Source organism: Amnibacterium sp. (assembly GCF_036559085.1).
In the GTDB taxonomy this organism is placed as follows: domain Bacteria; phylum Actinomycetota; class Actinomycetes; order Actinomycetales; family Microbacteriaceae; genus Amnibacterium.
The window spans coordinates 1-12684 of the sequence record NZ_DATBTU010000070.1 but is presented as its reverse complement, the minus strand read 5'-3'; the positions used below and the strand labels follow the sequence as shown (position 1 = coordinate 12684).

Below are 12684 nucleotides of genomic sequence, written 5' to 3'. Positions count from 1 at the left end.
CGCGGTGCCGGGCCCTTCGTGTCTGAAGATCAGAGCGGGCGGATGTTCGCGGCCTGCGGGCCGCGGTCGCCCTGAGCGACGTCGAACTCGACGCGCTGGTTCTCCTCGAGCGAGCGGAAGCCGCTCGCGCTGATGGCGGAGAAGTGCGCGAACAGGTCCTTGCCGTTGTCATCGGGAGCGATGAAGCCGAAGCCCTTGTCGCTGTTGAACCACTTGACGGTGCCAGTAGCCATGGGGATCTCATTCCTCTCAGTTCAGATCACGCGAACTCCGCGTGATCGCGTTCCGCTGAACAAACCGAACCAAGAGATTCCGGCTCTCGCCGGCACTACGACCCACCTGCACAACACAACTGCGCTCACCAGTGTAGTGCCCTGGAAACCGGGGCGGTGCACATGAGCGGAACGGCGCGTCGCGCTGCCCGCCACGCCGTCGTACCTCTTGCGGAGTGAGTGCTCACTCACTACCGTCGGCGCTCGTGACCGACGTCCGCGAGACCACCCGCGAGCGCGCCCGCCCGATGGCGCCAGACGATCGGCGCGCCGCGATGATCGAAGCGGTGATCCCGCTGCTCAAGGAGCACGGCCGGGACGTCTCGACCCGGCAGATCGCCGAGGCGTGCGGCGTCGCCGAGGGCACGGTCTTCCGGGCGTTCAAGGACAAGGACAGCCTCATCGCCGCCGCGATCGAGGCCTACTTCGACCCGCTCCCGTTCCGCACGGCCATCGGCTCCATCGACCGGGACCTGCCCGTGGAGGAGAAGCTGCGCGCGGTGCTCCACCTGCTCCGCGAGCGGTTCGCCGGCGTCATCGGTCTCATGTCCGCCCTCAAGATGACGGGAGGGCCGCCGCCACCCGGCGTGCAGGTCTCCGGCGAGGGCTGGATCGACCACTTCTGCGCCCTCCTCGGGCCCGACGCCGACGCGCTCTCCATGCCCGTCGACCTCGTCGCCCACCACCTGCGGCTCGTCGCCTTCGCGAGCAGCATCCCTCCGTTCACGATCCCGCATCGCTTCAGCGACGACGAGCTGCTCGCGCTCATCGCCCACGGCGTGCTCAAGCCCGAAGGGGGCGGCCGGTGCTCCGACGCATCCTCATCCGATTCCTGAGGCCGTACCGGGCGCTGCTCGCCGGCGTCATCATCTTCCAGGCCGCCCAGACGATCGCGGCCCTGATCCTGCCGAGCCTCAACGCACGGATCATCGACGACGGCGTCGTGAAGGGCGACACCGACGCGATCCTGCGGCTCGGCGTGATCATGCTCGGCATCACGCTCGTGCAGATCGCCTGCGCGATCGTCGCGGTCTACTTCGGCGCGCGCACCGCGATGGCCTTCGGCCGCGACGTGCGGCTGGCGATCTTCACCCGCGTCGGGGCCTTCTCCGAGCGCGAGGTGGCGCGGTTCGGCGCGCCGTCGCTGATCACCCGGACCACCAACGACGTGCAGCAGGTGCAGATGCTCGTGCTGCTCACCTGCACGATGCTCATCGCGACCCCGATCATGAGCATCGGCGGGGTGTTCTTCGCCCTGCAGCAGGACGCGCAGCTGTCCTGGATCCTCGTCGTCGCGGTGCCCGCCCTGCTGATCTCGGTCTTCTTCATCGTGTCGCGGATGGTGCCGCAGTTCCGCCTCATGCAGGCCCGCATCGACACGGTGAACCGGGTGCTGCGTGAGCAGCTCACCGGCATCCGCGTCGTCCGCGCCTTCGTGCGCGAGCGGCAGGAGACCGACCGGTTCGCCGACGCGAACGCCGCCGTCACCGACACCGCGGTCCGTGCGGGGCGCTGGTTCGCGCTGATGTTCCCGGTGGTGCTGCTCATCCTCAACGTCTCGAGCGTGGCCGTGCTCTGGTTCGGCGCGTTCCGGATCGAGGACGGATCCCTGAAGATCGGCGCCCTGACGGCCTTCCTCACCTACCTGGTGCAGATCCTGATGGCGGTGATGATGGCGACGTTCCTCGCCGCGATCCTCCCCCGCGCCGCGGTCTCCGCCGACCGGATCGGCGAGGTGCTCGACACCGAGTCGACCGTCGCCGTCCCCGTCGAGCCGGTGGCGTCCCGTGAGCGGCGCGGCGTCGTGGAGCTGCGGCACGCCGGCTTCGCCTATCCGGGCGCCGACACCCCGGTGCTGAAGGACGTGAGCTTCGTCGCCGAGCCCGGGCGGACGACCGCCCTGATCGGCAGCACCGGCGCCGGCAAGACCACGCTCGTGAACCTCCTCCCCCGCCTCTTCGACGTCACCGACGGTGCGGTGCTGATCGACGGGGTCGACGTGCGCGACCTCGAGCCGGACGACCTCTGGTCGCGGATCGGCCTCGTGCCGCAGCGCGGCTACCTCTTCAGCGGCACGATCGCGACGAACCTCCGCTACGGCGACCCGGACGCCACGGACGAGCAGCTCTGGGCCGCGCTCGAGACCGCCCAGGCCGCGGACTTCGTCCGCGAGATGCCCGAGGGGCTCGACGCCCCGATCTCGCAGGGCGGCACGAACGTCTCCGGCGGCCAGCGGCAGCGGCTCGCGATCGCCAGGGCCCTGGTGAAACGCCCCGAGATCTACGTGTTCGACGACTCGTTCTCCGCGCTCGACACCGCGACGGATGCGCGCCTGCGGGCCGCGCTCGCGCGGGACGTCGCCGGGGCCACCGTCGTGGTCGTGGCCCAGCGCGTCTCCACGATCGTCGACGCGGACCGCATCCTCGTGCTCGAGCACGGCGTCGTGGTCGCCGACGGCACCCATGACGAGCTGCTCGAGTCGTCGCCCGAGTACGCCGAGATCGTCGCCAGCCAGCTCTCGATGGAGGAGGCCCGATGAGCGCCACCGCACCCGCCAGAGGCGCAGCCCCTGCCCGTCCGCCCGCCCGGGGTGGCGGCGGAGGCGGCCCGTTCGGTGGCATGGGCGGCATGCCGGTCGAGAAGGCGATGCGGTTCGGACCGTCCGCGAAGCGGCTGCTCGGCCGCCTGCGCCCCGACCGCGCCGCCGTCATCGCCGTGCTGGCGCTCGGCGTCTCGTCCGTGGTGCTCGCGGTGATCGGCCCGAAGCTGCTCGGCCAGGCGACGAACATCATCTTCGCCGGCATCCTGGGCAAGCAGTTCCCGGCCGGCCTCTCGAAGGCCCAGGTCCTGCAGGGCCTCGACGCGAGCGGCCACCACATGCAGGCCGACCTGCTGCGCCCGCTCCCCTTCGTGCCGGGGCAGGGCATCGACTTCCAGGCGCTCGGCATGCTGCTGCTGTTCGTCCTCGCCCTCTACGTCGGCTCGTCGGTGCTGTCGTTCCTGCAGGGCTACGCCCTGAACGGCGTGACGCAGCGCACCGTGTACCGGCTCCGCGAGGACGTGGAGGCGAAGATCCACCGCCTGCCGCTCACCTACTTCGACCGGATGCCGCGCGGCGAGCTGCTCTCCCGGGTCACGAACGACATCGACAACATCTCGCAGAGCCTGCAGCAGACCCTCTCTCAGGCCGTGAACTCGGTGCTCACCGTGCTCGGCGTCATCGTGATGATGATCATCATCTCGCCGGTGCTCGCGCTCATCGCCCTGGTCACGGTGCCGCTGACCATCGTCGTGACGACGGTGATCGCGAAGCGCTCGCAGCCGCTGTTCGTCGCCCAGTGGACGCACACCGGCGCCTTGAACGCGCAGGTCGAGGAGGGCTACACCGGCCACGCCCTGGTGAAGGTGTTCGGCAGGCACCGCGAGGTCGAGGAGCGGTTCCGCGAGGAGAACGAGCGGCTCTACCAGGCGAGCTTCGGCGCGCAGTTCGTCTCCGGCATCATCATGCCCGCGACGATGTTCATCGGGAACCTCGTCTACGTCTTCATCGCGGTCGCCGGTGGCCTCATGGTCGCGGGCGGCGCGCTCGCGATCGGCGACGTGCAGGCCTTCATCCAGTACTCCCGCCAGTACACGCAGCCGCTCAGCCAGCTCGGCTCGATGGCGAACCTGCTGCAGTCGGGTGTCGCGAGCGCCGAGCGGGTCTTCGAGCTGCTCGACGCGGACGAGCAGTCGCCGGATCCCGAGGACGCCCTCACGCCCGAGCGCACCGCAGGGCGGCTCGCGTTCGAGCACGTCGCGTTCTCCTACGACCCCGAGAAGCCCCTCATCCGGGACCTGTCCCTCGCCGCGGAGCCCGGCTCGACCGTCGCCATCGTGGGGCCGACCGGTGCAGGCAAGACGACGCTCGTGAACCTGCTCGAGCGGTTCTACGAGCTCGACGGCGGCCGCATCACGCTCGACGGCGAGGACATCACGCGGATGACCCGCGCGGGCCTCCGAGAGCGGATGGGCATGGTGCTGCAGGACACGTGGCTGTTCGCCGGCACCATCCGCGAGAACATCGCCTACGGGCGGCCGGATGCGACAGAGGACGAGATCCTCGACGCGGCCCGCGCGGCCTACGTCGATCGCTTCGTCCATGCGCTGCCCGACGGCTACGGCACGCTGCTCGACGACGAGGGCGGCAACGTCAGCGCCGGCGAGAAGCAGCTGATCACCATCGCGCGGGCGTTCCTCGCGCGGCCGGCGGTGCTCATCCTCGACGAGGCGACGAGCTCGGTCGACACCCGCACCGAGCTGCTCGTGCAGAAGGCGATGCAGGCGCTGCGGCGCGACCGCACGAGCTTCGTGATCGCGCACCGCCTGTCCACCATCCGCGACGCGGACCTCATCCTCGTGATGGAGCAGGGCTCCATCGTCGAGCAGGGCACCCACGAGCAGCTGCTCGCGGCCGACGGGGCCTACGCGCGCCTGTACGAGGCGCAGTTCGCCGCGCCGATCGACGACGGCGAGGTCCCCATCGTGCAACCCGGCGCCGCTAGGGTGCGCTCGTGATCCGCCTCGAGCACCTGACCAAGCGATACGGCGACAAGACCGCGGTCGACGACGTCACCGCGGTCGTCGAGCCGGGCCGCGTGACCGGCTTCCTCGGCCCGAACGGCGCCGGCAAGTCGACGACGATGCGGATGATCGTCGGCCTCGACCGGCCGACCGCCGGCTCCGTCACCGTGAACGGCAAGCGGTACGCCGAGCATCGGGCACCGCTCCGCGAGGTCGGCGTGCTGCTCGAGGCGCGGGCCGTGCATCCCGGCCGTACCGCCGCGAACCACCTGCGGGCCGTCGCGGCGACACACGGCATCGGCCGGGACCGCGTCGACGAGGTGCTCGGCCTCACGGGCCTCACCGCCGTCGCCGACAAGCGGGTCGGCAAGTTCTCCCTCGGCATGGGGCAGCGGCTCGGCATCGCCGTCGCGCTGCTCGGCGACCCGAAGACGCTGATCCTCGACGAGCCGGTGAACGGTCTCGACCCGGAGGGCGTGCTCTGGGTGCGCCACCTCACGCGGTCGCTCGCGGCCGAGGGCCGCACCGTCTTCCTCTCCTCGCACCTGATGAGCGAGATGGCGCAGACCGCGGACCACCTGATCGTGCTCGGCCGCGGCCGGATCCTCGCCGACGCCCCGATCGCGGACGTCGTCGCCGGCGCCACCCAGGGCGTCGTCCGCGTCCGCACGCCCGACGGCGGCGGCCTCGAGCGGGCGGTGGCCGGCACGGGCGTCACGGTGCGCCGCACCGACGACGGCGCGCTCGAGGTGATCGGCTCCACGCCCGCGCAGATCGGCGACGCCGCGCTCGCCGCCGGGGTGGCGCTGCACGAGCTGACGCCCGTCAGCGCCTCGCTCGAGGAGGCGTACCTCACCCTCACGCAGGACGACGTGGAGTACCGCGAGACCCAGGGAGCCGTTCGATGACCGCCACCGCCGCTGCAGGGTCCCGTCTCGACGGCGCCCACCTCTCGACGCTGCACGTCGTCCGCTCCGAGTGGATCAAGCTGCGCACCCTCCGCTCGACCTGGTGGTGCGGCGCGATCATCGTCGTGCTCTCGGTGCTGTTCGGCCTGCTCATCTCGGGCTTCATCAATCGGGACGGCACGACGCTGCCGACCTCCGCGCAGGACGCCTACCTGGTCGGCGTCGTCACGGCCGGCACCACCTTCACGCAGCTCATCGCCGCGGTGCTCGGGGTGCTCGTGATCAGCGGCGAGTACGGCACCGGGATGATCCGCTCGACGTTCGCCGCGGTGCCGAGCCGCCTGCCCGCCCTGCTCGCGAAGCTGGCGGTGCTCGTCGTGATGATGTTCGTGCTCGGCCTGATCGCGGTGGCGCTCACGCTCGCGGCGACCGTCGGCATCCTCGCGGGGCACGGCGTGGACGCGCACCTGGGTGACTCCGCGGTGTGGATGCCCATCCTCGGCTCCGCGGTCTACCTCGCCCTGGTCTCCGGGCTGGCCTTCTCCATCGGCGCGCTCGTCCGCAACACCGCGGGCGGCATCTCCGCGGCGATCGGGCTGCTGCTCGTCCTGCCGATCCTGCTCGCGGTCGCGATCGGCCTCACCCAGGCGGCCTGGCTCGCGAACGTGAACGCGGTGCTGCCGTCCGCCGCGGGCGGGCAGCTGTACGCGTACGCCTCCCCGTCCGGCGCGGCGGCGGTGACCGGGCCCGGTGGCCGTCGGGCCGCGCAGCTCACCGCCGATGTCGTGCTGAACGGCTGGGGCGGCCTCGGCGTCCTCGCCGCCTGGATCCTCGCCGCGCTGGTCCCGGCGCTCGTCCTCGTCCGTCGCCGGGACGCGTAGGGACGCACACCCGCTCGCCCCGAGCACACCTCCCGTCCGCTCGGCTGACGGCCAGCCGGCCTCGCGCCCGCTCCGAGCGACGCGGACGAGGCTGGCCGGATGAGCGACACGAACCCGTCCGTCGATCCGCGCGAGCCCGCGCACCGCGAGGAACCGCAGGCCGAGCGGGCCGACTCCCTCGCCGGCGACGACGTGGCATCCGCCCCCGCCCTCCAGCCCCGCAGCAGCGGCGACGGCGACCTCATGAGCTGACCTCCCCAGCGCGACCCTCAGGCGCGGGCGGCCACCGCGGCGGCGTCGACGCCGGGCGGCAGGGCGCCGTACTCCGCGCCCCGCTCCTCCCCCAGGCGGGCGGCCACGAAGGCGTCGGCCACGGCTGGGGGCGCCTCGCGGAGCAGGATCGAGGCCTGCAGCGCGAGCGCCAGCGCCTCCACGACCCGCCGCGCGATGCCGGGTGCCGCATCCGGGTCCCTCCGCGCCTGCTCGACGAGTGCGCGCGTCCGTCCGACGTGCCGGTCGTAGACCGCGTCGGTCCCCCGCGCGAGCTGCAGCTCGCGGTCGAACGCCTCGAGCGTCTCGGGCTCCCGGCTGATCGCGCGGAGCACGTCGAGGGCGATCACGTTGCCGGAGCCCTCCCAGATCGCCATCACCGGCTGCTCCCGGTACCGCCGCGCGAGCGGGAACGCCTCCGTGTAGCCGTTGCCGCCGAGGCACTCGAGCGCCTCGGCGGCGTGTCCCGGGCCGCGCTTGCAGACCCAGTACTTCGCGACCGCGGTGGCGAGGCGGCGGAAGCCGACTGACGCCTCGTCGTCGGCGTCGTAAGCGTGTGCCAGCCGCATGCCGGTCCAGACCGCCGCCTCGGCCTCGAGCTGCAGGTCGGCGATCACGGCCGTCATCGCCGGCTGGTCGATCAGCAGCGCGCCGAACGCCCGCCGGTGGCGCGCGTGCCACGCCGCCTCGGCGACGGCCTGCCGCATCCCGGCCGCGCTGCCGAGCACGCAGTCGAGGCGCGTCTGGTTCACCATCTCGAGGATCGTCCGCACGCCGCGGCCCTCCTCGCCGACGAGCGCGCCGACGCAGGCCTCGAGCTCGATCTCGCTCGAGGCGTTGGCTCGGTTCCCGAGCTTGTCCTTGAGGCGCTGGATGCGGAAGCGGTTGCGCTCCCCACCGGGCAGCACCCGCGGGACGAGGAAGCAGGACAGTCCGTCGGCCGCCTGCGCGAGCACGAGGAACGCATCCGACTGCGGGGCGGAGCAGAACCACTTGTGCCCGGTCAGGCGGTAGGTGCCGTCGTCGGCGCGCGCGGCGCGCGTCGTGTTCGCGCGGACATCCGAGCCGCCCTGCTTCTCGGTCATCGCCATGCCGAACGTCACCGCGGACTTCCCGGCCGGATCGCGCAGCCCCGGCTCGTACCCCCACGCGGTCGCCTTCGCCACCCACTGGTCGGCCAGCGCAGGCGTCGCGCGGAGGGCAGGCACGACGGCGTGGGTCATGCTCACCGGGCAGGCGTGCCCCGGCTCGATCTGCGCGAAGAGGCTGAACGCGGCCGCGCGGGCGACGTGGGCGCCCGCCCGCGACTCGGTCCAGCAGGATGCGTGGGCGCCGTGCCCGAGCGCCGCGCCGAGGATGCGGCCGTACGCCGGATGGAGCTCCACCTCGTCCACGCGGTTGCCGTAGCGATCGTGCGTCGCGAGCACGGGTCCGTGCACGTTCGCGAGCTCCGCGTCGCGCTGGAAGTCGGCCCCACCCACGAGCACGCCGATCCTGCCGAGCCGCTCCCCCGCCCAGCCGGCGCCGTACCGCTCGACGGCCTCGACGAGCGCCGGATGCGACCCGTACTCGTCGAGGTCCTGACGGGGCGGCGCCTGGTTGGTCACGGCGTGGGTGGTGCTCACGGCCGCACGCTAGGCGCCGTCGCGGGCGAGCGTCAACGACCACGCGCGATCATCCGGCGCGTCACGCGGATCCGGAGGATGCTGCGTCCATGACCACCACGAACCCCCATGCGGCCGCCGTCGATCGCGCGGCCGCGCTCGGCGCCGCGACCGCTGCAGCGGAGCGCTGGCTCGGCACCATCGACACCCGCCGGGTCCCGGCCGGCGGCACACCCGAGGACGCGATCGCGCGGCTCGGTGCGGTGCTGCCCGACGCCCCGTCCGATCCGGCCGCGGTCGTGGACCGGCTCGCCGCGGCGGTCGAGCCCGGGCTGATGGCGATCGGATCCGGCCGCTTCTACGGCTGGGTGATGGGCGGCACGCTGCCCGCGGCCCTCGGCGCCGACTGGCTCGTCTCGGCGTGGGACCAGAACGCCGGCATGCGCGACTCGACGCCCGGCGTCGTGGCCGCCGAGGAGATCGCCGGAACCTGGCTGCTCGACCTGCTCGGCCTGCCGGCGACAGCCGCGGTCGGGTTCACGACCGGCGCCACGATGGCGAACTTCACCGCGCTCGCCGCCGCACGGCATCGCGTGCTCGCCTCCGCGGGCTGGGACGACGCGGCCGACGGGCTGAGCGGCGGGCCGCGCATCCGGGTGCTCGCTGGCGCCGCGCGGCACGGATCCGTCGACCTCGCGCTCCGGATGCTCGGGCTCGGCACCGCGGAGCTCGTCGCCGCGGACGACCAGGGTCGGCTCGACCCCGCGGACCTGCGACGACGCCTCGCCGACGGGGCGGCGGGCCCCGCCATCGTCTGCCTGCAGGCCGGCGACGTGCACTCCGGCGCGATGGACCCGTTCGCGGCGGCCGTCGACGTCGCCCACGATGCCGGCGCCTGGGTGCACGTCGATGGCGCCTTCGGCCTGTGGGCCGCCGTCAGCCCCCGCTTCGCGACGCTCATGGACGGGCTCGAGCGCGCCGACTCGTGGGCGACCGACGCGCACAAGACGCTCAACGTGCCCTACGACTGCGGGGTGGCGATCGTCGCCGACGAGCCCGCCCTGCGCGACGCGATGGGCGTGCACGCCGCCTACCTGCTGACGGCGGCGACCGCGGATCCGTACGACCACGTGCCCGAGATGTCCCGCCGCGCCCGAGGCGTGCCGGTGTGGGCGGCGCTCGCGTCGCTCGGCCGATCCGGGGTGGTGGATCTCGTCGACGGGCTGCACCGCGCCGCGCGCGGCATCGCCGACGGCGTCGCCCGCATCCCGGGCGCCGCGGTGCTGAACGACGTGGTCTTCACGCAGGTCTGCGTCGCCTTCGAGACCGACGACCGCACCCGCGCGGTGTTCGCCGAGCTGCTCCGCGAGGGCACCGTGATGCCGTCCGCGAGCACCTGGCAGGGCCGGGCGGTTCTCCGCTTCTCGGTGAGCTCGTGGCGCACGGATGACGCCGAGGTGGCACGGACGGTCGACGCGGTCGCCCGTGCGGCCTCCCTCCGCTGAGGATCCGCTGAGGACGGCCGGAGGGAGCACCCGCCCCGGCGTGTCCGCCCGCCCGCGCTCCTCGCGGGCCGCGTAGACCTGCGGGCATGAGCGACGACCTGATCGACGAGCCGCTGCCCACCGGTCTGCTCGACCTCCCGATCGGCGAGGAGCCGGCCGTGACGGGCGACGGTCATCACCTGACCGTGCACCGCCTCGGCCGGATCAGCACGACGGGAGCCTTCGACCTGCCCGGCGAGTTCGACCTGCCGCCCGAGGAGCCCGTGGTGCTCATCGGGGACGTGCCGTGGGAGCTCGCCGAAGCGGAGGACTGAGCAGGCGCCCGTGACGCCGCGGGACGCCGGTGGCATGATCCGGGGGTATGGCATCCCCGGTGAACTACTTCGAGATCGGCACGCCGGATCCGGCGGCCGCGCAGCGCTTCTACGGCGAGCTCTTCGACTGGTCGATCGGCACCCCGTCGCCCGTCGGCTACCGCATGGTCGAGACCGACCAGGGTGGCCTCTGGGACACGACCGCGATCGGCGCGGGCTCGTGGGCGATCTTCTACGTGCAGGTCGAGGACGTGCACGCCGCGATCACCCAGGCGGAGGCGCTCGGCGCCACGGTCGCGCTACCGTTCATCGACAACGGCCGCATCGAGTTCGCGCACCTCATCGACCCGCAGGGCAACCGCTTCGGCGTCTGGCACCCGAAGTCGCCCGACTGGGCCGGCTGAGCCGCTTCCCGACCCTGTTCGCGTCGCGATTCCTGCCGCTTCGGCGGCGTCAGAGCGGCACGAATCGCGACACGAAGGCGGCGAGGGGGTCAGTCGGCCGCGGCGAGCTGGCCGCAGGCGCCGTCGATCTCCTTGCCGCGGGTGTCGCGGATGGTCGTCGGCACGCCCGCGGCCTCGAGGCGTCGCACGAACTCGTGCTGCACCGCGGTCTCGGATGCGGTCCAGATGGAGCCGGGCGTCGGGTTCAGCGGGATCGGGTTGACGTGCACCCAGCCGCGGCCACGGGCGTTGAGCTTCTCGGCGAGCAGGTCGGCGCGCCAGCCGTGGTCGTTCATGTCCTTGATGAGGGCGTACTCGATGGAGACGCGGCGGCCGGTGGCGTCGAAGTAGGCGCGGGCGGCGTCGAGCGCCTCGTCGACCTTCCAGCGCGAGTTGACCGGGATGAGCTCGTCACGCAGCTCGTCGTCGGGCGCGTGCAGCGACAGCGCGAAGGTCACCGGGATCTTCTCGGCGGCGAGCTTGTGGATCGCGGGCACGAGGCCGACGGTCGAGACGGTGATGTGGCGGGCGCTCATCCCGAGGCCGTCGGGCTGCGGGGCGACCATCGTGCGCACCGCGCTCATCAGCCGCCCGTAGTTGGCGAGCGGCTCCCCCATCCCCATGAAGACGATGTTGCTGACCCGCTCGAGCGTGGTCTCGCCCGGGCGCTTGCCGCCGAGCTCGCCGTTCGCGATCGCCCGGTTCGCCCGCACGACCTGCTCGACGATCTCCGCCGCCGACATGTTGCGCGTCAGGCCCGCCTGACCGGTCGCGCAGAAGGGGCAGTTCATCCCGCATCCGGCCTGCGACGAGACGCAGAGGGTGATGCGGCCCGGGTAGCGCATGAGCACCGACTCGACGAGGGCGCCGTCGTGCAGCTTCCAGAGGAACTTGATCGTGTCGCCCTTGTCCGTGGTGAGGCGACGCACCTCCGTCATGAGCGGCGGCAGCAGCCCGCGGACGAGCTCCTCGCGGTTCGCGGCGGGCAGGTCGGTCATCTCTGCCGGGTCGGACGTGTAGTGGGTGAAGTAGTGGGTCGCGATCTGCTTGGCCCGGAACGCGGGCATGCCGAGCTCGACGAGCTTCGCCTTCCGCTCCTCGGGCGTGAGGTCGGCGAGGTGCACGGGCGGCTTGCCGCGCTTCGGCGAGGCGAACTGCAGCAGCGGCCGGCCTGTGCCGTCCTTCGCCTGCTGCCACCCCTCGGTCGCCGGACGGACCTGCGGGCGCGCGTCAGCGACGGTCGGTTCGGCCATGCCTCCAGGGTACGGGCGCCTGCCGCTACCGCTGCGCGAGGCCGGCGCGCTCCCCTGGCTGTTGCCACTTTTCGCGATCTTGAGGCCGCCAAGGTCGCAGAAAGTGGCAACAGCCGGGAGTGGGCGGCTACCGCTGCGCGAGGCCGCGACCCTGAACTGACCGGCCGGCTCACGCCCGGCGGATGGCCAGCCACTCCTCGAAGGTCTGCTCGCCGCGGTCCGCATCGGGTCCCCCGCGCAGCACGCCGGAGCGCAGCGACCGCCAGAAGGCGCCGGGCAGCCGCAGCTCGATCGGCCGGACCGGGTCGCCCTCCGCAGCGGCGAGCTCGCGCACCATCCCGGCCAGGCGCTCGTCCCGCGGCCCTGCGAGATCCCGGAGCCGCCCGGCCGGGCCGTCCTCGGCGGCGCACACGAGCCGCTCGGCGACCTCGCGCGCCGCGACCGGCCGCAGCAGCCCGGCCGGCACGACGGCGACCGGCCCCAGCCGCGCCATCCGCAGGAAGCGGTCCCCGAACTCGTGGAACTGCGTCGCCCGGAGCAGGCTGAACGGCACCGCGCCCGCGGTCACCATCCGCTCCTGGGCGAGCTTGCCCGCGTAGTAGCCGGCGTCGACCCCGTCGATCCCGACGATCGAGAGCGCGACGTGGTGCCCGATGCCGGCCCGCGCCTCG

At 72.8% G+C, this 12684-nt stretch carries 13 protein-coding genes; 9 read left to right on the top strand and 4 right to left on the bottom strand.

Annotated elements, in window-relative coordinates; genetic code table 11:
* Window positions 1-29: 29 nt before the first annotated feature.
* A complete protein-coding gene (locus VIG76_RS12620) occupies window positions 30-233 on the bottom strand; it encodes a cold-shock protein (RefSeq protein ID WP_331954676.1) in 204 nt (67 codons plus the stop codon).
* Window positions 234-478: 245 nt separating this feature from the next.
* Here VIG76_RS12620 and VIG76_RS12615 point away from each other — a divergent pair, with 245 nt between their 5' ends.
* The 6 genes from VIG76_RS12615 to VIG76_RS12590 all read left to right on the top strand — a co-directional run bounded on the left by VIG76_RS12615 (window position 479) and on the right by VIG76_RS12590 (window position 6876).
* Window positions 479-1108: a TetR/AcrR family transcriptional regulator gene (locus VIG76_RS12615; protein WP_331954674.1), complete on the top strand. Its 630-nt coding sequence runs from the start codon at window positions 479-481 to the stop codon at window positions 1106-1108.
* On the top strand, window positions 1078-2811 hold the full coding sequence (locus VIG76_RS12610) for an ABC transporter ATP-binding protein (protein WP_331954672.1): 1734 nt from the start codon (window positions 1078-1080) through the stop codon (window positions 2809-2811). Before VIG76_RS12615 ends, VIG76_RS12610 begins: the two co-directional genes overlap by 31 nt.
* Window positions 2808-4829 (top strand): ABC transporter ATP-binding protein, encoded by a 2022-nt coding sequence (locus tag VIG76_RS12605; protein WP_331954670.1) that lies wholly within the window; start codon window positions 2808-2810, stop codon window positions 4827-4829. The genes VIG76_RS12610 and VIG76_RS12605 overlap by 4 nt, the downstream gene beginning before the upstream one ends.
* Entirely contained in the window at window positions 4826-5743 is a 918-nt protein-coding gene (locus VIG76_RS12600; protein ID WP_331954668.1) for an ABC transporter ATP-binding protein, read from the top strand. The genes VIG76_RS12605 and VIG76_RS12600 overlap by 4 nt, the downstream gene beginning before the upstream one ends.
* A complete protein-coding gene (locus VIG76_RS12595) occupies window positions 5740-6624 on the top strand; it encodes an ABC transporter permease (protein WP_331954666.1) in 885 nt (294 codons plus the stop codon). Before VIG76_RS12600 ends, VIG76_RS12595 begins: the two co-directional genes overlap by 4 nt.
* Before the next feature lie 99 nt (window positions 6625-6723).
* Window positions 6724-6876, top strand: a complete 153-nt coding sequence (locus tag VIG76_RS12590; protein ID WP_331954664.1) for a hypothetical protein — start codon at window positions 6724-6726, stop codon at window positions 6874-6876.
* A gap of 17 nt (window positions 6877-6893) precedes the next feature.
* On the opposite strand, the gene VIG76_RS12585 is transcribed toward VIG76_RS12590, so the two are convergent.
* Complete coding sequence (locus VIG76_RS12585; RefSeq protein WP_331954662.1) at window positions 6894-8519, bottom strand: acyl-CoA dehydrogenase family protein; 1626 nt, start codon at window positions 8517-8519, stop codon at window positions 6894-6896.
* 89 nt (window positions 8520-8608) lie between these two features.
* Here VIG76_RS12585 and VIG76_RS12580 point away from each other — a divergent pair, with 89 nt between their 5' ends.
* The 3 genes from VIG76_RS12580 (at window position 8609) to VIG76_RS12570 (ending at window position 10721) form a co-directional block, all read left to right on the top strand.
* Window positions 8609-10003, top strand: coding sequence for a pyridoxal phosphate-dependent decarboxylase family protein (locus tag VIG76_RS12580; protein ID WP_331954660.1), 1395 nt, complete (start codon window positions 8609-8611; stop codon window positions 10001-10003).
* An 86-nt stretch (window positions 10004-10089) separates the two neighbouring features.
* Window positions 10090-10317, top strand: coding sequence for a hypothetical protein (locus tag VIG76_RS12575; RefSeq protein WP_331954658.1), 228 nt, complete (start codon window positions 10090-10092; stop codon window positions 10315-10317).
* Between the two features lie 47 nt (window positions 10318-10364).
* Window positions 10365-10721, top strand: a complete 357-nt coding sequence (locus VIG76_RS12570; RefSeq protein WP_331954656.1) for a VOC family protein — start codon at window positions 10365-10367, stop codon at window positions 10719-10721.
* A gap of 89 nt (window positions 10722-10810) precedes the next feature.
* Here VIG76_RS12570 and rlmN read toward each other — a convergent pair whose 3' ends face one another.
* On the bottom strand, window positions 10811-12013 hold the full coding sequence (rlmN, locus tag VIG76_RS12565; protein ID WP_331954654.1) for a dual-specificity RNA methyltransferase RlmN: 1203 nt from the start codon (window positions 12011-12013) through the stop codon (window positions 10811-10813).
* A 169-nt stretch (window positions 12014-12182) separates the two neighbouring features.
* The coding region (locus VIG76_RS12560; protein ID WP_331954652.1) for an SDR family oxidoreductase at window positions 12183-12684 on the bottom strand (502 nt) is incomplete at its 5' end.